Origin of the sequence: Tistrella sp. (assembly GCF_002684955.1) — a bacterium.
Taxonomy (GTDB): Bacteria; Pseudomonadota; Alphaproteobacteria; order Tistrellales; family Tistrellaceae; genus Tistrella; species Tistrella mobilis.
This window is the reverse complement of record NZ_NYWI01000080.1, coordinates 1-21119: the sequence shown is the minus strand read 5'-3', so window position 1 is coordinate 21119 and position 21119 is coordinate 1. Positions and strand designations below refer to the sequence as shown.

At 68.0% G+C, this 21119-nt stretch carries 19 protein-coding genes and 2 pseudogenes; 15 read left to right on the top strand and 6 right to left on the bottom strand.

From position 1 onward, the window contains the following. Positions 1 to 356: 356 nt before the first annotated feature. Positions 357 to 1193 (bottom strand): GntR family transcriptional regulator, encoded by an 837-nt coding sequence (locus CMO28_RS27145; protein WP_296719900.1) that lies wholly within the window; start codon positions 1191 to 1193, stop codon positions 357 to 359. Between the two features lie 165 nt (positions 1194 to 1358). Between CMO28_RS27145 and CMO28_RS27140 the strand changes: the two genes are divergently transcribed. The 3 genes from CMO28_RS27140 (at position 1359) to CMO28_RS27130 (ending at position 5448) form a co-directional block, all read left to right on the top strand. Continuing rightward, positions 1359 to 2849: an amidase gene (locus tag CMO28_RS27140; RefSeq protein WP_296719896.1), complete on the top strand. Its 1491-nt coding sequence runs from the start codon at positions 1359 to 1361 to the stop codon at positions 2847 to 2849. A 14-nt stretch (positions 2850 to 2863) separates the two neighbouring features. Then, positions 2864 to 3730 (top strand): alpha/beta hydrolase, encoded by an 867-nt coding sequence (locus tag CMO28_RS27135; protein ID WP_296719892.1) that lies wholly within the window; start codon positions 2864 to 2866, stop codon positions 3728 to 3730. 134 nt (positions 3731 to 3864) lie between these two features. Beyond that, entirely contained in the window at positions 3865 to 5448 is a 1584-nt protein-coding gene (locus tag CMO28_RS27130) for an ABC transporter substrate-binding protein (RefSeq protein ID WP_296719890.1), read from the top strand. Positions 5449 to 7027: 1579 nt separating this feature from the next. On the opposite strand, the gene CMO28_RS27125 is transcribed toward CMO28_RS27130, so the two are convergent. Next, positions 7028 to 7366 carry a hypothetical protein gene (locus CMO28_RS27125; RefSeq protein ID WP_296719887.1) on the bottom strand — a complete coding sequence of 113 codons (339 nt, stop codon included), beginning with the start codon at positions 7364 to 7366 and terminating at the stop codon, positions 7028 to 7030. 200 nt (positions 7367 to 7566) lie between these two features. After that, complete coding sequence (locus tag CMO28_RS27120; RefSeq protein ID WP_296719886.1) at positions 7567 to 8691, bottom strand: helix-turn-helix domain-containing protein; 1125 nt, start codon at positions 8689 to 8691, stop codon at positions 7567 to 7569. A 166-nt stretch (positions 8692 to 8857) separates the two neighbouring features. Here CMO28_RS27120 and CMO28_RS27115 point away from each other — a divergent pair, with 166 nt between their 5' ends. Beyond that, the gene (locus CMO28_RS27115) at positions 8858 to 9118 is read left to right on the top strand and encodes a hypothetical protein (RefSeq protein ID WP_062762332.1); all 261 of its coding nucleotides are present in this window, start codon (positions 8858 to 8860) and stop codon (positions 9116 to 9118) included. A gap of 24 nt (positions 9119 to 9142) precedes the next feature. Here the strand turns inward: CMO28_RS27115 and CMO28_RS27110 are convergent, their stop codons facing one another. Then, positions 9143 to 9826, bottom strand: a complete 684-nt coding sequence (locus CMO28_RS27110) for a YkgJ family cysteine cluster protein (RefSeq protein WP_296719882.1) — start codon at positions 9824 to 9826, stop codon at positions 9143 to 9145. Between the two features lie 82 nt (positions 9827 to 9908). Next, positions 9909 to 10685, bottom strand: a complete 777-nt coding sequence (locus CMO28_RS27105; protein WP_296719879.1) for a phosphatase PAP2 family protein — start codon at positions 10683 to 10685, stop codon at positions 9909 to 9911. A 194-nt stretch (positions 10686 to 10879) separates the two neighbouring features. Between CMO28_RS27105 and CMO28_RS27100 the strand changes: the two genes are divergently transcribed. The 7 genes from CMO28_RS27100 (at position 10880) to CMO28_RS27070 (ending at position 19446) form a co-directional block, all read left to right on the top strand. Further along, positions 10880 to 11572, top strand: coding sequence for a response regulator (locus CMO28_RS27100; protein ID WP_296719876.1), 693 nt, complete (start codon positions 10880 to 10882; stop codon positions 11570 to 11572). Further along, a complete protein-coding gene (locus CMO28_RS27095) occupies positions 11569 to 12747 on the top strand; it encodes an ATP-binding protein (protein ID WP_296719868.1) in 1179 nt (392 codons plus the stop codon). Before CMO28_RS27100 ends, CMO28_RS27095 begins: the two co-directional genes overlap by 4 nt. A 253-nt stretch (positions 12748 to 13000) precedes the next feature. Next, the gene (locus CMO28_RS27090; RefSeq protein ID WP_296719866.1) at positions 13001 to 14617 is read left to right on the top strand and encodes an ABC transporter substrate-binding protein; all 1617 of its coding nucleotides are present in this window, start codon (positions 13001 to 13003) and stop codon (positions 14615 to 14617) included. Between the two features lie 73 nt (positions 14618 to 14690). Next, on the top strand, positions 14691 to 15632 hold the full coding sequence (locus tag CMO28_RS27085) for an ABC transporter permease (protein ID WP_296719863.1): 942 nt from the start codon (positions 14691 to 14693) through the stop codon (positions 15630 to 15632). An 8-nt stretch (positions 15633 to 15640) separates the two neighbouring features. Beyond that, the gene (locus CMO28_RS27080; protein ID WP_416370987.1) at positions 15641 to 16477 is read left to right on the top strand and encodes an ABC transporter permease; all 837 of its coding nucleotides are present in this window, start codon (positions 15641 to 15643) and stop codon (positions 16475 to 16477) included. A gap of 4 nt (positions 16478 to 16481) precedes the next feature. After that, a complete protein-coding gene (locus CMO28_RS27075) occupies positions 16482 to 18161 on the top strand; it encodes an ABC transporter ATP-binding protein (protein WP_296719858.1) in 1680 nt (559 codons plus the stop codon). A 61-nt stretch (positions 18162 to 18222) separates the two neighbouring features. Then, complete coding sequence (locus CMO28_RS27070) at positions 18223 to 19446, top strand: NAD(P)/FAD-dependent oxidoreductase (protein ID WP_296719855.1); 1224 nt, start codon at positions 18223 to 18225, stop codon at positions 19444 to 19446. Positions 19447 to 19467: 21 nt separating this feature from the next. Here CMO28_RS27070 and CMO28_RS27065 read toward each other — a convergent pair. Then, positions 19468 to 19593, bottom strand: a pseudogene (locus CMO28_RS27065) (transposase); the annotation flags it as partial. A gap of 263 nt (positions 19594 to 19856) precedes the next feature. Between CMO28_RS27065 and CMO28_RS27060 the strand changes: the two are divergent. From CMO28_RS27060 to CMO28_RS27050, 4 genes and pseudogenes are all read left to right on the top strand, one after another. Then, a complete protein-coding gene (locus CMO28_RS27060; protein WP_296719853.1) occupies positions 19857 to 20108 on the top strand; it encodes an AbrB/MazE/SpoVT family DNA-binding domain-containing protein in 252 nt (83 codons plus the stop codon). Further along, positions 20096 to 20434 (top strand): type II toxin-antitoxin system PemK/MazF family toxin, encoded by a 339-nt coding sequence (locus CMO28_RS27055; RefSeq protein WP_322111420.1) that lies wholly within the window; start codon positions 20096 to 20098, stop codon positions 20432 to 20434. Before CMO28_RS27060 ends, CMO28_RS27055 begins: the two co-directional genes overlap by 13 nt. A gap of 173 nt (positions 20435 to 20607) precedes the next feature. Then, positions 20608 to 20691 (top strand): annotated as a pseudogene (locus CMO28_RS30000) (transposase); the annotation flags it as partial. Between the two features lie 32 nt (positions 20692 to 20723). Beyond that, a partial coding sequence (locus CMO28_RS27050) for a transposase (RefSeq protein ID WP_416370986.1) occupies positions 20724 to 21119 on the top strand: 396 nt, incomplete at its 3' end.

Genomic DNA, 21119 nt, shown 5'->3' with positions numbered 1-21119 from the left:
TCACCCGTCCATGTCGGGCGCCGACCCTCGCCGGGGTCGCTCCACCCCCACCACCATCGCCCGCCCATGTCAGGCGCCGACCCTCGCCGGGTTCGCTCCACCCCTACCACCGTCATCCCCGCGGAGGCGGGGATCCACCTTTGCGGTGGTCGGGGGCGGGTCCGGTGGTGCCTGGGCGTTCGATGTTCTTTGGCCGGAGAGCAAGGTGGATCCCCGCCTTCGCGGGGATGACGGTGTAGAGACGGGGATGACGGTAGAGAGGGTGTGCAAAGGTCGGCCGAGAGGGGGGCCGGACAGGGGCGCCCTATGCCGTCGTCCGGTCATGTCCGGCGATGAACGGTGTCAGACCCGTGCGGTCAGTCCAGCGGGGTCGGCCGGGTCAGGCCGGCGGCCTGTTCCAGGTGGCGGCGGATGAGGGCGGCGGCGATTTCGCGCTGGTCCAGTTCCAGGCGGTCCAGGATCTCCAGATGTTCGCGGCACGAGACCTTGACCCGCTCCAGCCCGTAGACCCAGTCGTAGTTGGAAAAGCGGCGGATGCGGCTCTGCTGGCGCAGCGCGTTCAGGATGAAGCGGTTGCCCGAGGCCATGGCCAGGCCTTCGTGGAAGGCGGCGTTCATTTCAAAGAGCGTGATCGACGAGGTCTCGCCCCAGGGGGCCGCCATGAAGGCCTGGTGGCGGCGGCGCATGTCTTCCACCCAGGCGGGATCGAGGTGGAAGTTCTGCGCCATCACGCTGGCGGGTTCGATCAGCAGGCGGAATTCATAGCTTTCCCGCCGGGCGGCATCGTCCAGCACCGGCAGGAAGGCCCAGCCATGGCCGGGCTTGCGTTCGGCCATGCCGATTTCCGACAGCTGGGCCAGCACCCTGAGCAGCAGCGGCCGGCTGACCCCGTAGCGGCGCATCAGATCGGCTTCCGACACCTCGGCCGGCAGGCGGTTGCGCTGGCGATCCCCCGCCAGGCGGATGCAGAGCTGGTCGACCTCTCCGGGCGGGTGCGCCTCCATGGCCGGGGCGTCGGGCACGGCGCGCAGGCTGTAGCCGCGCCGGGGCTGGTGGTCCAGCACACCCTGGCGTGCCAGTTCCTCCATCACCGCCCGGACCGGGGTGCGCGAGACCTGAAGATGCTGGGCAAGGGCAAGCTCGGTCACCCGGTCGCCGGGGGCGAGGCCGTTGCTGCGCAGATAATCCAGCACCCGCGGCAGCAGATCGCGTTGCAGACGGCTTGGCCCTTCTGAATCGACAACTGGCTCTTGCGTTCCGTTTTCTTGTCTCATAGCATCTCAAAATACAAACAGGGACACAAAGCGGGGCCGGGCAGACCGCGCCCCCCACCCCTCTCGAAGAAGGCCGGAGACATCATGTCCGACGGGACTGCCGCCAGCTTTGCCGAAGGATCGGCACCGGATCAAGCCTCCTCGACGCCGCTCCACATGCTCGACGCCGGGGCCCAGGCCCGGCTGGTGCGCGAGGGCGGGGTGACGGCGACCCGTCTGGTCGAGGCGTCGCTGGCCCGGATCGATGCGGTGAACCCCGCCGTCAACGCCATCGTCCGGCGGATGGACGACGAGGCGCTGGCGGCCGCGGCCGCGGCCGACCGCGCGGTGGCCGAGGGCCGGCCGCTGGGGCCGCTGCACGGCGTGCCGGTCACGATCAAGATCAACATCGACCAGCAGGGCCACCCCACCGATAACGGCACCGCGGTCTACCGCGACCTGATTGCGCCCGCCGACAACCCGGTGGTTGCGAACCTGAAGCGGGCCGGCGCGATCGTGGTGGGGCGGACCAATGCGCCGGTCTATTCGATGCGCTGGTTCACCGACAACACGCTGCATGGGCCCACCTACAACCCTTGGCATCGTGATTTGACGGTTGGAGGTTCTTCCGGTGGTGCGGCGGCCTCGGTCGCGACCGGGATGGTGGCGATCGCCCATGGCAACGACATCGGCGGATCGGTGCGGTTTCCGGCGATGTGCAACGGGCTGGTGGGCCTGCGTCCCTCTTACGGCCGGGTACCGTCGTTCAATGCCACGGCCAAGGGGGGAGGTTCGGTCGCGGCCCAGCTGATGGCCGTGCAGGGGCCGCTGGCCCGCACGGTGCGCGACACGGAAACCGCCTTCCGGGTGATGGCCGTGCCGCATGTCGATGATCCGCGCACCAGACTCATGGTCGCGGATCATCCGGCTGTGCCGCGGCGGGCGGCCGTGGTCTCCACCGCGGGCTGGCCGGATTGTCATCCGGCCGTGCGCGACGCGGTGGACCGGGCGGCCACGGCCCTCGCCGCTGCCGGCTGGGCGGTGGAGGAGGTGGTGCCGCCCGCGCTCGACGAGATCCACGACATGTGGGCCGAGATCTGCATTCCCGACATCATGACCCTGCTTGCCCCCGCAATTGCAGCGGCGGGCGACGAGAATATCCGCGTCGCGGTCGACTATTGGCAGCGGGCCTGGCCGCGGGAGCTGACCCCGGGCGATGCGCTGGCCGCGGGCGCCCGGCGCCATGGCATGCTGCGGCTGTGGCAGCGGTTTTTCGAGACCTGGCCGGTGCTGGTGATGCCGGTGTCGCTGGAGCCGGCCTTCCACCGCCTGGCCGATATCCGCTCGCCCGAGGAGGCGCGGCGGATCATGCGGGCGCAGGGGCCGCTGATGGTGATTTCGGTGCTGGGCCTGCCCGGGCTGTCGGTGCCGACCGGGCTTGCCGGTTTCAATGTCGAGGGCCATGACGTCACCATGCCCACCGGCGTGCAGCTGGTGGCGGCGCCTGAACGCGAGGATCTGTGCTTCGCGGCCGGCCGTGACGTCGAGGCGGCCATGCCGCGGCTCGGGGTCGTGGATCCCCGGCCCGGCTTTTGACGGAGGCGTTCCCCATGCGCAGCACCCCCGGCCATGGCGAGATCCTGAGCTATTACGATTTCGGCCGCACCACCGTGCAGGTCTGCGCCGCCGATCCGCGGTTTTCGTATTGCGCCTATGTGCCGGAAAGCTATGACGAGGCGGGCGACCGGCGCTATCGGCTGCTGGTGGTGGTGCACGGCACCATGCGCGACAACGCCGCCTGTCGCGATGCCTTCATCGATCTGGCGGAGGCGCAGCAGCTGATCGTGCTGGCGCCGCTGTTTCCGGCCGGCATCACCGCCCCGCGGGAGCTTTCGAGCTATAAGCGCCTGCGCGGTCCCGGAGATACCGGCCCCGCCTACGACCTGATCCTGCTGCAGATGATCCGCGAGATGCAGGCGCTCTACCGGATCGATGCCGAACGCTTCGCCCTGTTCGGCTTTTCAGGCGGCGGGCATTTCGCCCATCGCTTCCTCTATGCCCATCCCGAGCGGCTGGCGGCGGTGTCGATCGGCGCGCCCGGCATCGTGACCCTGCTGGACGATCAGGCCGACTGGCCGGCCGGGGTGCGCGATATCGACGCAGTCTTCGGCAGGCCGATCGACCTCGCGGCCATGCGCCGCGTGGCCGTGCAGATGGTGGTGGGCGCGGAAGATACAGCCACATGGGAGATCGCGATCACGCGCGACAACCCCTGGTGGCAGCCCGCCTTCGAGAGCCACGGTGCCACCCGCATCGAGCGGCTGTCGGCCCTGAAGGCGGGTTTCGAGGCGCATGGCATCCCGGTCACCCACGACCTGGTGTCCGGTGCCGCCCACAGGCAGGAGCCCCTGCTGCCGGTGGTGAAGCGGTTCCTGTCGGAGCGGTTCGCGCAGGGAGAGCGCGATCACCGGTCCTGACGGGGCGCGGGAGCAGAAACTGGCCGCAGGCGACCGGCAAAAGAGTCGCATCGGCCATGGGAGCAGAGGCCCGCTCGACGGGGGCCCAGGATGCTCGTCAGACAAAAAAGCCGATCTGATAGGGAACTAAGGTCATGAGATCATTCGCCCTGACGGGGCTTCGCGGCGGTGCGCTCGCCGGGTCGGCCGCGCTCGCCGCCCTGCTGGCCGCGGCGCCGGCGGGGGCTGCGGACGGCCCGAAGCGCGGCGGCACGCTGGTGGTGTCGATGAATGCCGATGCCCGCAGCCTGGAGCCGGGCATCAACCGCGACTCCAATTCCGATGCGGTGGTGAACAACATCTTCGAAGGGCTGGTCGGCTATCGCACCGATCTGACCGTCGGCCCGGCGCTGGCCCAGGGCTGGACGATGTCCGGGGATGGCCGCAGCTATACCTTCACGCTCCGCGACGGCGTCACCTTCCACAATGGCGATCCGCTGACGGCGGAGGCGGTGAAATGGAACTGGGACCGCAAATCCGGCCAGGACGGCTGGCTCTGCGCCCGCTTCTTCAACGGCCAGGCCGGCGGGCTGAAGGTGGAGGCGGTGGAGGCCCCGGACCCGAAGACCGTGGTCTTCCGTCTGGCGGAACCCTCGGGCCTGTTCCTCACCCAGCTGGCCAATATCCAGTGTGGCATGCTGGTGGCGAGCCCGAAGAGCGTCGGGGCCGACGGGACCTGGACGCCGATCGGCACCGGCCCGTTCAAATTCGGCAGCTGGAAGCATGGCGACCAGATGGTGCTGGAACGCTATGACGGCTATGTTCCGTCATCCGAACCGGGCAGCGGCTATGCCGGGGCGCGGCAGGTCTATGTGGACGCGCTGCGCTATCAGATCATCCCCGATGCCGATGCGGCGGCCGCCGCCCTCAAGACCGGCGCGATCGACATCATCCCCCAGCTCGACACGATCAAGATCGACGAGCTGAAGGCGGCGGGCATGAAGGTGCTGGCGGCCCCCGGCCTCAGCTGGTCGGCCCTGCTGATCCAGACCGAGGATCCGCTGCTCTCCAACCCCAAACTCCGCCGCGCGCTGGCCCAGGCGATCGACATCGCCCAGATCACCGAGGTGCGCACCAACGGCCTGGCCAAGCCCAACCCCTCGGGCGTGGCCGAGAGCATGCGCGCCTTTTCGGCCGATTTCCTCGACTGGCCGAAATACGACCCGGCCGCCGCCGCGACGCTGGCGAAGGAGGCGGGTTACAAGGGTGAGCCGATCAGGCTGCAGACCAACCGGCGCTATGTCGGCATGTACGACAATGCGGTGATGATCCAGGCGATGCTGTCCGCCGCCGGCTTCAACGTGCAGCTGGAGGTTCTGGACTGGGCGGCCCAGCTGGACAATTACGTCAACGGCCGCTTTCAGCTGTCGTCGTTCAGCTATTCCGCCCGTTTCGACCCGGGGCTGATGTATGCGGCGCTGATCGCCGACAAGGCGACGGCAAAATGGGCGCAATGGGGCGACCCGGAAGCCCGCAAGCTGCTGGCCGAGAGCGGTACATTGACCGACCAGACCGCCCGCGCCGCCATCTTCCGCCGCCTGCACGCGAAGATGAAGGACGAGGTGCCGATCATCGGCCTCTATTATTCCCCCACCATCGAGGGCGTGAACCCGGCCCTGCACGACTACAAGCCCTGGGCGGCGGCGATCCCGCTGGCCTGGGGGGTGTGGAAGGGATGACGGGGTGAATTCGGGAACGAGATGAGATGGGAGACGCCGCCCTGGGGGACCGGGGCGGTGTTTTCCTTTTGGCGGCTGCGCACACCATCGAACGTGTCAGGTTATGGTCTGATACTCGTGTCCTGGCGTGCGGCCGGCACTCATGTCAGGGTCTGCACTGACAAGCTTCTGTACGATATATATACCGTCATCCCCGCCTTTATACCGTCATCCCCGCATCTATACCGTCATCCCCGCGAAGGCGGGGATCCACCTTTCTTTCCGCGTGAAGATTGCCTGACCTCGAATGGAAACGCCGGGGCGTCTCTATAGGATCTTCCCACCGCCCGTACCGCCTGAGGGCCTGCGCCGTCTCACCCGCGAACCCCAAGCTCCCGTAAAAATCCCGGGAGGTTCGCAGACAAAATTTTCCAGCTTTTTCAGTCAGTTAAATTATACACTTTATGCATGTTCATACCAATGCATGGCCTCCAACGGGGATTCGCGCGGATCGCCTTTTTCCGGCATCCGATTCAGGCTATTAAGAGGGGGTGGGTCGCACCCTTGCGGGTGCGTGGATTGAAACAGCAGGCGGCGGGGGTGACGGCGGACGGGATGAGTCGCACCCTTGCGGGTGCGTGGATTGAAACCGCCATGCCATAGGCCTTGTCGAGCAGGGCCGTGTCGCACCCTTGCGGGTGCGTGGATTGAAACAGGGTCTCGGTCCAATAGCCCGCATTGCGGTGCGTCGCACCCTTGCGGGTGCGTGGATTGAAACGTAGCGATAGCTTTTTCACCTAATGGGAATCTAGTCGCATCCCCGGCAAGGGAGGCCTCCGCATATCTCGCCCCGTCGTCTGATACACAATCAGGCCCAACCCATTGTCTCTGAAAGAAAATGCCGTCATCCCCGCGGAGGCGGGGATCCAGGTTCGTCGTCCCACAAAGAACGCTGAACGCCCTGGTCCGGCGGTGATGGCCGACATGGCGAGTCCGCACGTCCGGTCGCCTGTCCATTCCCGTGGAAGCCAACCTGGATCCCCGCCTTCGCGGGGATGACGGTAGAGAGTGTTGTGTACGGAACGTCGGCATCTGTTCATGACATCAACAGTATTCATGTCGGGCGGGCTGGCGCTCATGTCAGGCTGTCCGCCGCCAATATTGGTCAGAAATTTATACCGTCATCCCGGCGAAAGGCCGGGATCCAGGTAGGCCTCCACAGGATTGGAGGGTGAACACCTGGCGGGAACCGTGCCGTCAGCCACCAGGGGGAATCCTCGGTCAGGGCCGGGGTTCAGGTTGTTCGGCGTTCTTCGTGTGGAGAGGAACCTGGATCCCCGCCTTCGCGGGGATGACGGTGGTGTGTGTTGTGCGAGGAACATCGGCGGCCGTGCATGACACCGACAGTGTTCAGATCGGGAGAGCGACGCTCATGTCATGTTCTCCGCCGGCAAGCCTTGGTCCCACATTATCCCGTCATCCCCGCGGGAGCAGCGCCTGACATGGGCGGATAACGGTGGTGAGGGAAGCGAACCCGGGAATGCAGCCCCTGACATGTGCGGTGCGGCGGGCGTGGGGTCGTCGGGACGCCCCGCCCCCCTCACTTCGCCGAAATATGCCGGTTCAGCCGCCGACGATTTGCGCTGGTCTTGCGGGAGATCACGCCGGTCCAGGCGCGGCCGGCGGCGACCATGGCGCCCATCGGGTCCATCGGGTCGCGGGTGATGGCGGCGCCGGCGGCGGCGGTGGCGGCAAACTGAGCCTGGATGAACGCGGCCGGCTTTTCGGTCACCATGCGGACTTCCTCGCCCGCCGGGGCGGTCTGAAACAGGCTCATGCCGGTGCGCATCATCATCACCGTGCCCGCTTCCAGCCACAGGCGCACCAGCGATCCCATCAGCGCTGCATCGGCAGCGCCGCCGCTCTTAAATCTCGTCATTCGACCCCGCCTCGCGACTGCCCAGGTTCTGCCGTGTCTGCGCGCGCGTTGGCCGCGCGTCGCGGCCGGTCCTCCCGAACCGGCATCCTCTCAAGGCAGAGAGTGTGCCCTATCCTGCGTCATCAGGCGAGCGATTGCAGATGGCGGAATGTGCAGGGCCGGGCTGCACGGGTGGCAGGGGGAGGAGAAGGCAGGGGGCCTCAGGCGGTTCGCAGCTGCCGGATCAGCCGTTGCAGGCCGGGGTCGCCGCCGGGGAGCGCCCGGGTGGTGCCGTCGTGGTGGCCGGCGGCGCGGGCTTCCAGCGCCGAGCGGCGGGCATCGCGCGGCGACAGGCCGAAACTGCGGCGGAAGGCGCGGGCGAAGGCGGTGTCGTCGGTGAAGCCCCAGTCATAGGCGATGTCCGACAGCCGCCGATGGGCCTGGGCCGGATCGGTGATCGCCGTGAAACAGCGCCGGAGCCGCCGGGCGCGGATATGGGCGACCACCCCGCCCGAGCTTTCGAACAGCCGGTAGAGGGTGGGGCGCGAGATGTGGAAACGCTGCATCAGCGCCTCGGGCGTCAGCTCCGGCGAGGTCAGGTTGGCATCGATGAAACGGTGCATGGCCCCCAGCACGGCATCGCGCACCCCGTGGCGCACCACCTGGGCGGCCTCGCCATCCGTGGGGCCGGCCAGCGCCATCGCGCGGCGGAAACAGCCGGCGATCAGCCCGGCCGTGCCTTCCAGCACCGGGCCGGCATCGGCCGGATCGATCAACGCGCCCTGGGCCACCAGGCTTTGCAGATGGGCGGCCAGAATGCGGCCGGGGCCTGAACTGCCGTCCAGCACCAGCCCGTGCAGATCGTCGGGCGTGTCGACCAGCGGCGCCAGCAGGGTGCGGGGCAGCAGCAGGGTGACGTTCCGGAACCGCCCGGCATCGGTCTGCATGGTCCGCGACAGGTCGAACAGGCAGACATCGCCCGGGCGGACCGCCATGTCGCGGCCCTCGGCCTCTCCGTCGAAGCCGCCCTGGCGGTAGAGCTGCACCAGGAAATGATCCAGGCCGCCGCGGGCGATGGTGCGGCCGTCACGCCGGAAGCGCTGGCCGCCGGCATGGGTGTCGGTGACGACCGCCTGGCCGAAATCATGCGCGACGATGCCGCCCCGAAACGGCTCGGCGCCATCGCGCGGGCGCGAGACGTCGAACAGGCCGTCCAGCGCCAGGCGCCAGCCTTCGAAGGCCGCGTCATGGGCCCCGGCATCGGCATCGAACAGCCGGACCACGCCGGCCGCCGGCGCGGGGGGGGATGCGGGCTGGTCCGGGCGGGGAACGGAAGGGTTGGACACGGTCGGTGGTCTTTCATAACGGCCGCCGCGGATCGAGACGCGGGGCCGGGTATCTGAGACGCCGGGCCGGGTTTGCCGGCGGCGCCCGGGCTATGATAACGCCCTGGCACGCCCGTCGTCTCCCCCCATCAGATGTCCCGGACGTGCCGTTCCAAGGATCGTCGTCATGTCGAACGTCGCACAGTCTGAAACCGCCTTCCCGGTTCTGGAAGCGCTGGCCCGCAGGATCGCCGCCGATTACGCCCTGGCCGAACGGCTGGTCGCCCGCGCCCGCAGATCGGGGCTGAACGCCGCCGCCCTGGCCGAAGGCCATGATCTGCGGGATGTGCCGCTGCTGACCGCGGTGGCGCGCATCGCCGATGCCTTCGACGAGGTCCTGGCCGGTCGTCGCAGCCGCGCCGAAGCCCCGCCCCAGCCGGCGGCCTGACAATAATCTGGCTGCCCTGAGACGCTAGTCGCCCAGGGCATCGAGCAGGGCGGCGGCAAGCCCCCGCTGCCCGTCCGCCAGGCCGCGCCGGCGGGCGGTTTCCTGGAGTGCTGCCGTCGCCTCGATGAACAGGCGATACTGCCCGGCATTCTGGGGCACGTCGCGCGAGGGATCATCGAGCAGCTGGCGGCAGCGCGCCGCCGATGTCGAGGTGAAGGCCCGGCAGGCCGGCGGCCGCACGTCATAGACGGTGCAGCGATCATCCGCGCCCAGAAGCGGGCAGCGCCGCCTGAGTCGCGCCGGATCGGCCATGGAGGCCGCGGCGGCGGCGGCGGCGCGCAGATCGGCGATCAGCCGGTCGCGCGCCGCGGGCGGATGGGTGGCGGCGATATGGGCGGCCATCGCCTCGGCCACCCCCGGCGGCACCGCCACGAACAGATGACAGCAGGCGGCACAGCCCCCCGTGCAGGCGAGCGCCGGCTGGTTGGGAAAGGCGGCCCGGAAGGCGGCCACGGTCGCCTCTGCCATGGCCATCGCCTGAAGCGCCGCGTCGGCCATCGTTTCCGCCTGATCGAGCCGCCGGGCGAGTGCCGCGCGGAAGCCCCGGAAGATCGCCTCGTACCGCCCCGACAGACTGCGGGTCAGCGCCCCCAGATCGGCGATGTCGTCGAGAACGGGGGTGAGCGGGTCTGGCTGGGGATCGGGCATGGGCGGGATCTCTGGCTGGGCGCGTGACGAAGATGGTCACACCGGCCGTGCCGGCCGTCCAGCGGATTGACGGAGGTGCAGCCTATGGCCGGCCACTTGAGAGGGCGCGGTCGATGCGCGCCGCGCGCGGCTGCATCCATCGCCAGATCCAGGCCATGGCCAGCATGGTAAACAGCCAGGCCAGCACCACATCCGACAGGAAATGGGCGCCGAACAGCACGCGGTTGCCCGCAATCATCATCAGCACCGGGGCGAGGATCAGGGCCGCGACCCATCGCAGCCGCGCGGGCACGAAGACCAGAAGCGACAGCGCCGCCGCCGCCCCGGCGGCCTCTCCCGAGGGGAAGGCGCAGTTGCGCGCGCAGGCATCGGAGAACTGCCAGACCGGGGTGAAATCCGCCGCCCCGCCGAAATCGAGCAGCTGGCGCGGCCGGGCGCGGCCGATCAGGGGTTTCAGGGTCTCCACGATCAGCAGCGGGCCGGCCGCAAAGCTCATCAGCACGAAGAGCGGCTTGTGCGGCCGGCAGATCGCATGGCGCCGGGGCAGAAACCGGTGGACCAGGATCAGCAGCAGCATCAGCCCCAGAATCCAGGCCGGGCTGCCCAGGCCGAAGGCGCGCAGCCCTTTCAGAAACGGATCCTGCGCCAGAACGAAGACCGATCCGTCGGCGACCCCGCGGGCGACCGCAAGATCGATCGCGGGAAAGATCATGAAGGCGAAGCTGACGACGATGATCGATCTGGCGATCACCGCCGGCGCCCGGTCGATGCCGGTCCGGCGGCCGGGTACCGTCGGCGTGGTGGGCACCGGCAGGGGGGTGGAAATCGGGGGCGCATAGCCCGGTACGGCGCGTCGCATGCCGGCCTCTCCTTGGGGTGGAACGGCCGCAGGCTGGAACGCGATTGTCAAGAAACGGCGAAGACCGGATCAAGATCCTGTCGGGATCCGGCCAAGGCGCCGCGCCCCGGGATTGTCCGGCCTGGGGGAAAGCCGTATGGTCCGGCGTCGCCGCTGGCGACGACGACCCGGTCAACGGCGGCAAGGCATTCAATATGAACAATAATCTTGTCCTTCTGGTCGAGGACGAGCCGGCGATTGCGCGAATTCTGGACGGCTATCTGCTGCGCGAGGGCTTCCGCACCGTTCAGGCCGCCGATGGCGAAACCGCCCTTCAGCATCACGCGCTTCTGAAGCCCGACATCGTGCTGCTGGATGTGCGGATCCCGAAGATCGACGGCTTCGCCGTGCTGGCCCGGATGCGGCAGACCAGCGCGACCCCGGTGATCATGGTGACGGCACTTGCCGACGATATCGACCGGTTGAGCGGCCTGCATCTGGGGGCCGACGACTATGTCGTGAAGCCGTTCAACCCGCAGGAAGTGGTGGCGCGGGTCAAGGCCGTGCTGCGCCGGACCCTGGAGCGGCCCGATACCGTGCTGCGCCGCTTCGGGGCGATCGAGGTGGATTTCGGCAGCCATGCGGCCTTCGTGAACCGCGACGGCGAGCGCCGGCTGCTGTCGCTGACGCTGAGCGAATTCCGGATCCTGGCGCATATGATCCGCCACCCGACCCAGGTCTTTGCGCGCGCCGACATTCTGGATGCCTGCCTGCCCGAAAGCGATGCGCTGGTCCGCACCGTCGACACCCATGTCTCCAATCTGCGCCGCAAGCTGGAAGACATGGGGGAGACCGGCTTCTTTCCCGCCGTGCGCGGCGTCGGCTATCGTCTGGCTGACCCGCAATGAGCCGGCCGACGCGCTGGCGCAGAGCCCGCGCCCTGCCGCTCGCCACCCTGACCGCGATCGCCATCGCGACCATGCTGATGCTGAGCGTGGGGCTCGCCTATATCGGCGTCACCTGGTATTCGGCCTATCTGGAAGAGAGCATCAATCGCAGCCTGCCGCCCGAGGCGGCGCTTGCCTATACGCGCGTCTACGAGGGGCTGCTGCCCGACGAGGCCGGGCTTAAGACGCTCATCGATCATCTGGAGACGGCATCGGCCGAGGCGGATCTGAAGGTGCAGATCGCCACCCTGGCCTACGGCCTGCTGTCGGCAGTGGTCTCGGCCATCATCGGGGTTTATCTGGCGCGGCGGATCGCCCGGCCGCTGGAAGACCTGACCGCGGCGGCCGATGTTCTGGGATCGGGTGATTTTTCCGCCCGCGTCGCCGCCTCGGCCGGCAGCACGCGCGAGGTGGAAAGCCTGGTCCGCACCTTCAACACGCTGGCTGCGAACCTTGAGCGGATGGAGACGCGGCTGCGCTTCAACAACATGGCGGTCGCCCATGAACTGCGCACGCCGCTGACGGTTCTGCAGGGCGGGTTGCAGGGCATACTCGACGGCGTTTTCCCGATGGACCGCAGGACCGTGGCGGATCTTCTGCTTCAGGTCGAAGGTCTGGGCCGGATCGTCGAGGATCTGCGCACCCTGTCGCTGGCGATCGGCCAGCAGCTGGTGATGCAGCGCCAGAGGCTGGATGCGGCCGGGGTGGTGGCGGCGGTTCTGTCGGCCGCGCAGCCGATGCTGGAGGCGGAGGGCCTGACGGTCGAAACCGATCTTCAGCCGGCCCCCGTCTCCGCCGATCCGTCGAGGCTTCGCCAGGCCGTGCTGGCGCTGGTCGACAATGCCCGCCGCTATGCAGCCGGCGGCGGCTGGCTGCGCGTCGAAACCGCGCCGCTGCCCGATGGCGGCGTGGTCATCCGCCTGCTCGACCGCGGCCCCGGTTTCCCCGAGGACATGGATGCGGTCGCGATCAACCCGTTCTGGCGGGGCGACTCCTCGCGGTCGCGGGCCACGGGCGGCACGGGGCTGGGGCTTTCGGTCGTCCAGGCCATCGCGGTTGCCCATGGCGGAGATCTGGTGCTTCGCAACCGGCCGGGCGGCGGGGCGGAGATCGCCCTTCATCTCTGCCCGGCATAGCCGGCCGCGCCGACACCTCTTCCCGTACAGCGCCTGCCCACCACGCGCGCCGCATCGGCGCGCGTGCCGAATTGGCGTTGACATCAGTCCTCAATAAAATAAGCTGATCATTACGGGGAACATAAGTCCATTATAAAAGACATGCGGGCCGAGCGGGCCGCAAGGACGAGGCTGGGGAGCAGGCTCGTCGGCGGTCCGGTCGTGGGTGCTGCATGGCCGCCCGATGCGGCGGTGCACAGAGGAGGCATTGGACATGCGGTTCAACAGGCGTTTCCGCAGGGTCGACAGAGGGACGACCGGGAAGGGGGCAGGGTGCCGCCTTGCCGCCGCCGCCGTCGTGCTGGCGGCCATGGCGGGGCCGGTGCAGGCCGAAACCCTGACGGCGGTGATGCATTCGGGGCTGCGCATGCTCGACCCCATCGTCAGCACCGCACATATCACCCGCGATCACGGCTATATGGTCTATGACGTGCTGGTCGCGGGTGATGGCGAGGGTGTGGTCCGGCCGCAGATGGCGGACTGGACCATCTCCGATGACAAACTGGTCTATACCTTTACGCTCCGCGACGGGTTGCGCTTCCACGACGGTGCGCCGGTGACCGCCGCCGATGTCGTGGCCTCGCTGAAGCGCTGGGGCGCGCGCGACGGTGCCGCCGCCTTCCTGATGGCCGCCACGGCCGGCATCGCGGCCGAGGGTGACGACAAGGTCGTCTGGACCCTGACGACACCCTTCCCCCTGCTGCTGGAGGTTCTGGCCAAGCCGTCTTCGGTGCCGGCCTTCATCATGCCGGCGCGGGTGGCGGCGACGCCGCCGGATCAGGCGATCACCGATTATGTCGGCTCCGGCCCCTTCGTGTTTTCGGGCGCGGATTTCCAGCCGGGGGTGAAGGTGGTCTACAACCGCTTCGACGGCTACAAGCCGCGGAGCGAGCCGGCCTCCGGCCTCGCCGGGGCCAAGGTCGTCAATGTCGACCGGGTCGAATGGGTGACGATGCCCGACAGCCAGACCGCGATCAGCGCGCTGATGGGTGGTGAGATCGACCTGATCGAGAACGTCCAGATCGATCTGCTCGACATTCTGAAATCGAGCCCCGATGTGACGGTGGAGACCCGCGATCCGCTGGGCTATCAGGTCTTCGCGCGGATGAATTTCAAGCACCCGCCCTTCAACGATGTCCGCCTGCGGCGGGCGGCGATGGCGGCGCTGGGCCAGGAACAGGTCATGGCCACGCTGATCGGCAACCCCGACTACTATAAGCTGTGTGGCGCGATCTTTGGTTGTGGGACGCCGCTCGGCAGCGAGGCGGGGTCTGAAAGCCTGAAGGCCGGCGGCGATCCGGCCCGGGCGCGGCAGATGCTGACCGAGGCCGGCTATGACGGCACGCCGGTGGTGATCATGCAGGCGACCGATCTGGGCACCGTCGGCACCGCGCCGGTGGTGATCGCCGCTGCCCTGCGCGAGGCCGGGTTCAAGGTCGATCTTCAGGCCATGGACTGGCAGACGCTGGTCTCGCGCCGCGCCAGCCAGAAGCCGCCGGCGGAGGGCGGCTGGAACATCTTCACCAGCTTCATCAGCGGGATCGAGTCCAACACGCCGCTGATCAACCCGATCCTGCCGTCCACCGGCGATACCGGCTGGTTCGGCTGGGCGAACGATCCCGAACTCGAAGCCCTGCGCGCCGCCTATCTCAAGGCCGACGGGCTGGAGGCGCAGAAGGCGGTGGCCCACCGCATCCAGGAACATGTGCTGGACCAGGTGATCTTCGTGCCGCTCGGCAATTATCCCTTCGTGCAGGCGCGCAGCAACCGGTTGACCGACATGCTGCCGACGGCGGTTCCGGTGTTCTGGAACCTGAAGCTCGCCGACTGATCCATCCGCCGGCCCGGCCCTGCCGCCCTGCGGCGGGCCGGGCCGGGCAGCTGCCCGCCCGGAGCCCAAGCCCATGCCAGGCTATATCCTCAAACGCATCCTCGCGGTCGTTCCGGTGATGGCGATCGTGGCGCTGATCGTTTTCCTGATCCTGCGCCTGACGCCCGGCGACCCGGCCGCGATCATCGCCGGCGATGCCGCAACCCCTGATCAGATCGAACGGCTGCGCCAGAGCATGGGCCTGAACGAGCCGATCCTTATGCAGTTCATCCACTGGGTGGGGCAGCTGCTGCAGGGCAATCTCGGCACCTCGCTTCTGTCGGGCACATCGGTCAATGCGCTGATCGCCGACCGGATCTGGCCGACGCTCAACATCGCCGTGCTGACCATCATCCTGTCGGTGCTGGTCGCCGTGCCGCTCGGCACCTTCGCCGCCTGGCGTCATGGCCGCATCGGCGACCGGGTGGTGATGATCGTCTCGGTCGCCGGCTTCTCGGTGCCGGCCTTCGTGGTCGGCTATGTGCTGATCAAGATCTTCGCGGCCGATCTGCGCTGGCTGCCGGTGCAGGGCTATCGCGCGCCCTCGGCCGGGTTCGGGGAGTTCCTGCGTCACGCCATCCTGCCCGCCCTGACGCTCACCGCCGCCTATGTCGCGCTGACCGCACGCATGACCCGCGCCAGCCTGCTGAACGTGCTGGGGGAAGATTTCATCCGCACCGCCCGGGCCAAGGGCGTGGGCGAGACCCGGGTGCTGCTGCGCCACGGCCTGCGCAATGCCGCGGTGCCGGTGCTGACGGTGGTGGGCACCGGCTTCGCCATGCTGCTGTCGGGCGTGGTGGTGGTGGAAAGCGTGTTCAACATCCCGGGCATCGGCCGGCTGACCATCGATGCGGTGATGGCCCGCGACTACCCGGTCATCCAGGGCATGATCCTGCTGACCAGCGGGTTGTACGTGCTGGTCAACCTGCTGATCGACCTTGCCTATACCCTCTTCGACCCGCGGATCCGCTATTGATGGCAGAGATGTTCCGTTCGATCCGTCAGATGCCGGCGCTGATCGTCCCCGGCCTGGCCGTGCTGGTGCTGGCGGTCATCCTGCTCGCCACCCTGTTCGCGCCGCTGCTGGCGCCGCATGATCCGCTGGCGCTGTCGCCGCTGAACCGGCTGAAACCGCCGGGGGGCGACTTCCCGCTCGGCACCGATGCGCTCGGCCGCGATCTTCTGTCGCGCGTGCTTCATGGCGGGCGGGTGTCGCTGCTGATCGGCATCGGCACCGCGGCGGTCAGCATCATGGCCGGCCTGGTCATCGGGCTGGTCGCCGGTTTCTTCCGCACCGCCGATGCGGTGATCATGCGGGTGATGGATGCCTTCATGGCGATCCCGCCGGTGCTGCTGGCGGTGGCGCTGGTCGCGATCCACGGCGCCAGCATTCTGTCGGTGATCCTGGCGATCACCTTCTCGGAAATCCCGCGGGTGGTGCGGCTGGTGCGCTCGGTGGTGCTGTCGGCGCGCGAGGAGCCTTATGTCGAGGCGGCGATGACGCTGGGCACCCGCATGCCGGTGATCCTGTGGCGGCATCTGATGCCGAACACGCTGGCACCGCTGATCGTGCAGGGCACCTATATCTGCGCCTCGGCGATCCTGATCGAATCGATCCTGTCCTTCCTGGGGCTCGGCATCGGCACCGAAACGCCCAGCTGGGGCAATATCATGGCCGAGGGGCGCAGCTATTTCCTGCTGAAACCGTCGCTGATCTTCTGGCCGGGGCTGCTGCTGTCCTTGTGTGTGCTGGCGATCAACATTCTGGGTGATGCGGCGCGCGACATGCTGGACCCGCGCATGCGCCGGCGGGAGGGCTGAGCCGATGACGACCAGGTTCAAGACCACCGGTTTCGAGACGGCCGAAGACGTGCTCGCCATCGACCGGCTGTGCATCGATCTTGAGACCGCCGCCGGCCCCCGGCCGGTGCTCGACGACGTCAGCCTGAAGATCAGACAGGGCGAAACCGCCTGCCTGGTGGGCGAGAGCGGGTCGGGCAAGTCCTTGACCTCGCTCGCGATCATGGGGCTGCTGCCGCCCGGCGTGCTGAAGCTGCGGTCCGGCGGGATCACGCTTGAGGGCACGGATCTTCTGAGCCGCACGCCCCGCCAGCTGCGAAACCTGCGCGGCGACCGGATGGCGATGATCTTTCAGGAGCCGATGACCGCGCTCAACCCGGTGATGCGGGTCGGCGACCAGATCGCCGAGGTGCTGGACACCCATGCCAGACTAAAGGGAGCCGAGCGGCGCGCCCGGGTGCTGGACGCCATGGAACAGGTGCATCTGCCTGATATCGCGCGGATCTTTCGGGCCTATCCGCATCAGCTGTCGGGCGGCCAGCGCCAGCGGGTGATGATCGCCATGGCGCTGATCCTGGAACCGGCCCTGCTGATCGCCGACGAGCCCACCACGGCGCTGGATGTCACCACCCAGAAGCAGATCCTGTCGCTGATCGCCGAGATGCAGCGGGTGCACGGCACGGCGGTGCTGTTCATCACCCATGATATGGGGGTGGTGTCGGAAATCGCCGACACGGTGCATGTGATGCGCCAGGGCCGGCTGGTCGAGACCGCCCCTGCCGAACGGTTGTTCCGCGCCCCCGAACACGACTACACCCGCGCCCTGCTGGCGGCGGTGCCGAGCCTGCGGCCGCGCCCGGCCCGGGATCCGCAAACCCGCCCGCCGGTGCTGGACGTGGCGGGCCTGGGCAAGACCTATCGGAGCGGCGGCTTCCTGAAACCGACCCTGGCCAAGCGGGCGGCCGAGGATGTGAGCTTCGCCCTTAAGCCCGGCCGGACCATCGGCATCGTGGGGGAAAGCGGCTCCGGCAAGTCGACGGTGGCGCGTTGCGTGATGCGGCTGATCGATCCGGGCCAGGGGCGGGTCACCCTCGCCGGCACCGACATCACCCATCTGAAACCCGGGGCCATGCGCCGGCACCGCGCGAAGATCCAGATCGTGTTTCAGGACCCGTATCGCTCGCTCAACCCCAGGCGGCGGATCGCCGACAGCCTGATCGAGGGGCCGATGAATTTCGGCCGGACACGCGATCAGGCGCTGACCCGCGCCCGTGACCTGCTGGAAACCGTGGGGTTGACCGCCGATGCCCTGGACCGCTATCCCCATCAGTTCTCGGGCGGGCAGCGCCAGCGCATCGCCATCGCCCGCGCGGTCGCCATGGAGCCCGAGGTGATCGTGGCCGACGAGGCCGTCTCCGCGCTCGACGTCTCGGTGCAGGATCAGGTGCTGAAACTGCTGGAACGGCTGCAGGACGAGCTGGGCATCGCCATCCTGTTCATCACCCATGACCTGCGGGTGGCGGCCCAGATCTGCGACGAGGTGATCGTCATGCAGCAGGGCCGGGTGGTGGAACAGGGCCCCGCCGGCCGGGTGCTGGTGGCGCCGCGCCATGCCTATACCCATGCGCTGATCGACGCCGCCCCCGGCCGCGGCTGGGACTTCGCCGCCTGCCGCGAGATTGCGCCCCTCCGGCCGGGTGCATAACCTTCAGACGGGCGCATAACCTTTCCTCTCATTGTCTTCTGTCATCGGGGATCTGATTTTTATGAAGGATTGCATCGTTCTGGGCGCCGGCATGGTCGGCGTCGGCACGGCCCTGGCACTCCAGCGGCTGGGCGTGGCGGTGACGCTGGCCGACCGTCGTCCGGCGGGGGAGGAAACCAGCTACGGCAATGCCGGCATCATTCAGATGGAGGCGGTGGAGCCCTATCCCTTCCCCCGCCAGGCGGGCGAGATCCTGTCGGCGGCGCTGGGCTTCAACGACAAGGTCCGCTGGCGGGCGGGGTCGCTGCATCGCTGGGCGGGGCCGGTGCTGCGCTATTTCCTCGCCTCCGCCCCCGCCAGCCATCGCCGCATCGCCGCGGTCTACAGCGCGATGATCCGCCAGGCCGGAGAGGATCACGCGCCGCTGATCGAGGCGGCCGGCGCCGGGGATCTGATCCGCCGCGACGGGTTCCGCGACGTCTATCGCAGGCCCCGAAGCTTCGATCAGGCGGTGCACGAGGCCGAAAGGCTGCGGCGGGAGTTCGGCGTGGCGGCGCGGATCGAAACCGGCCAGGACCTCGCGCAGGCCGAGCCCACGCTCCGCATCGGGCTTGCCGGGGCGGTGCACTGGACGGATGCCTGGAGCTGCGCCGATCCGGGCGCCCTGACCGCCGCCTATGCCCGGCTGTTCAGCGCGCGCGGCGGCACCACGGTCACGGCCGATGCCACCACGCTCCGCCAGACCGCCGGCGGCTGGCGGATCGACGGCCCCGACGGACCGATCGAGGCCGAACATGTGGTGGTGGCGCTGGGGCCGTGGAGCGCTGACCTGCTCCGGCCGCTGGGCTATCGCATCCCGATGTTCTTCAAGCGCGGCTATCACCAGCATTTCACCGGCGGCCGCGGCCCCGACCTGCCGCTGATCGACGCCGATCGCGGCATCGTGGTGGCACCGATGCGCAAGGGGCTGCGGGTGCTGACCGGCGCGGAACTCACCGACCTGACCGCCGGCGCCCCCCGCCACCAGATCGACCGCGCCCGCATGGCTGCCGGCGAGTTGTTCGACCTGGGCACCCCGGTCGAAACCGACGCCTGGTTCGGCAACCGCCCCTGCCTGCCCGGCATGCTGCCGATCGTGGGCCGGGCCCCCCGCCACAAGGGGCTGTGGCTGAATTTCGGCCACGGCCACCAGGGCTTCACCCTGGGCCCGACCACCGGGCGGATGCTGGCGGGGGAGCTGGCGGGGAATGAAAGGGTGCCGGGGGAGTTGGGGTTGGGGGGGTGAGGGGGCTCCTGAAGATGGCCCCTGGGCGGCCCATTCATCATCCTGCTCCAGGAGAATGGCGCCGATGAGCCTTGTGATGGCGGCTTCGCCCGGAAAGATACCGACGACCGCGGTACGGCGTTTGATCTCGCCGTTCGGGCGCTCGACGCTCAGGGCGACCAAACCGTTCCCGGCCTCTATGACGCAACGGAGCGGTAACGCGGAGCCAGTGGGGATGACCGGCGCTGCCTCGCCACCGTGATCACGGCCGGTGGGGAAGCGCATCGGCTTGACCATTGGCTGGCACGATCGCCGAAACGCCCTCCCGTTCCGGACTGGTGACGCGCCGCCCCTGTCGTCGCCGGACCGGGCGACCCATTGACAGTATCTTCTGAAGTAATTACGTTGTAATTACATAGGAGGATTTGGCGATGAAAGTGAACCTGATCCCGATTGGCAATTCCAAGGGCGTGCGGATTCCCAGCTCGGTCATCAAGGAATGCGGCTTCGGCGACGAGATCGAGATGCGCGTTGAGCATGGCGTCATCGTGCTGGCGCCGGCGCGAGGCACACGCGATGGCTGGGACGGCGCGTTCGCGAAGATGGCCGCAGCCAAGGACGACCTGCCGCTTGTCCCCGACACGATGGCGCATGACTGGGACGAGGAGGAATGGGAGTGGTAGCCGATGTCCGACGCTATGATGTGTATCTGGTGAACCTCGACCCGACGATTGGCTCGGAGATCCAAAAGACCCGGCCGTGCCTGGTCATTTCACCGGACGAGATGAACCGCCACATCCGCACGGTCATCATCGCGCCGATGACCTCCGTGCGACGTGACTACCCGACCCGCGTCGATGTTACCTTCCAACGGAAGAAGGGACAGGTCGTGCTCGACCAGATACGGACGGTGGACAAGGCGCGCCTTGCAAAGCAGCTCGGACGCCTGCCGGAGCCACGTTGCCGCGAGGTCGCGGAGCTGCTCCAGCAGATGTTTGCTTATGAGTAGCAGACGTTCGGTGTGGGGCAGGCCTAGGGTCAAACCCCAACCTCTTGATGATGAGATCATCATGTGATTCCAGTGGTCTGTAACCACGAAGAACTCTCAGCTTTTCTGGTTATCGGACGAATAGTGCGCAGTTTGAGCCGCCCCTGCCCAAGAACCAGCCGGGTGCCCGGCGTGTGGATGACCGACGGGTGATTTCGGGGATCATCCACGTGCTACGGACTGGGTGCCGATGGTGTGACTGTCCTGCGGAATACGGGCCGTCGACAACCATCTACAACCGCTTCCACCGGTGGTCCGGGCGTCGTTTCTGGACGGGTCTGGTGGAGGCTTTGGCAGCATCCGGAGCCGTGACGAAGTCAATGGCGATCGACTCCACCTATGTGAAAGCCCATCGGTCAGCACATGGGGGAAAAGGGGGGCGAAATCTCAGGCGATCGGCAAATCGCGCGGCGGGCAGACAACCAAAGTCCACCTCCTGACGGATACTCTTGGACGACCTCATACGCTCGTGCTCACGCCTGGAAACGCGTCCGACATGACAGGAGCGGATCTTCTGCTGTCCAGGATGCCGAAAACTCGTTACCTGATCGCGGACAAGGGCTATGACGCCGACAGGCTCCGCGCGTCCCTGCGCGACCGCGGTACCGTTCCGGTGATCCCGGGGCGGACCAACCGAAAACGGAAG

Excerpts from the sequence above, each read along its gene's own strand:
- CMO28_RS27070 (WP_296719855.1), top strand. The coding sequence starts at position 18,223 with ATGAAGGATTGCATCGTTCTGGGCGCCGGCATGGTCGGCGTCGGCACG.
- CMO28_RS27095 (WP_296719868.1), top strand. The coding sequence starts at position 11,569 with ATGAGCCGGCCGACGCGCTGGCGCAGAGCCCGCGCCCTGCCGCTCGCC.
- CMO28_RS27075 (WP_296719858.1), top strand. The coding sequence starts at position 16,482 with ATGACGACCAGGTTCAAGACCACCGGTTTCGAGACGGCCGAAGACGTG.
- CMO28_RS27130 (WP_296719890.1), top strand. The coding sequence starts at position 3,865 with ATGAGATCATTCGCCCTGACGGGGCTTCGCGGCGGTGCGCTCGCCGGG.
- CMO28_RS27125 (WP_296719887.1), bottom strand. The coding sequence starts at position 7,366 with ATGACGAGATTTAAGAGCGGCGGCGCTGCCGATGCAGCGCTGATGGGA.
- CMO28_RS27080 (WP_416370987.1), top strand. The coding sequence starts at position 15,641 with ATGTTCCGTTCGATCCGTCAGATGCCGGCGCTGATCGTCCCCGGCCTG.
- CMO28_RS27115 (WP_062762332.1), top strand. The coding sequence starts at position 8,858 with ATGTCGAACGTCGCACAGTCTGAAACCGCCTTCCCGGTTCTGGAAGCG.
- CMO28_RS27110 (WP_296719882.1), bottom strand. The coding sequence starts at position 9,826 with ATGCCCGATCCCCAGCCAGACCCGCTCACCCCCGTTCTCGACGACATC.
- CMO28_RS27105 (WP_296719879.1), bottom strand. The coding sequence starts at position 10,685 with ATGCGACGCGCCGTACCGGGCTATGCGCCCCCGATTTCCACCCCCCTG.
- CMO28_RS27090 (WP_296719866.1), top strand. The coding sequence starts at position 13,001 with ATGCGGTTCAACAGGCGTTTCCGCAGGGTCGACAGAGGGACGACCGGG.
- CMO28_RS27085 (WP_296719863.1), top strand. The coding sequence starts at position 14,691 with ATGCCAGGCTATATCCTCAAACGCATCCTCGCGGTCGTTCCGGTGATG.
- CMO28_RS27135 (WP_296719892.1), top strand. The coding sequence starts at position 2,864 with ATGCGCAGCACCCCCGGCCATGGCGAGATCCTGAGCTATTACGATTTC.
- CMO28_RS27060 (WP_296719853.1), top strand. The coding sequence starts at position 19,857 with ATGAAAGTGAACCTGATCCCGATTGGCAATTCCAAGGGCGTGCGGATT.
- CMO28_RS27140 (WP_296719896.1), top strand. The coding sequence starts at position 1,359 with ATGTCCGACGGGACTGCCGCCAGCTTTGCCGAAGGATCGGCACCGGAT.
- CMO28_RS27100 (WP_296719876.1), top strand. The coding sequence starts at position 10,880 with ATGAACAATAATCTTGTCCTTCTGGTCGAGGACGAGCCGGCGATTGCG.
- CMO28_RS27055 (WP_322111420.1), top strand. The coding sequence starts at position 20,096 with ATGGGAGTGGTAGCCGATGTCCGACGCTATGATGTGTATCTGGTGAAC.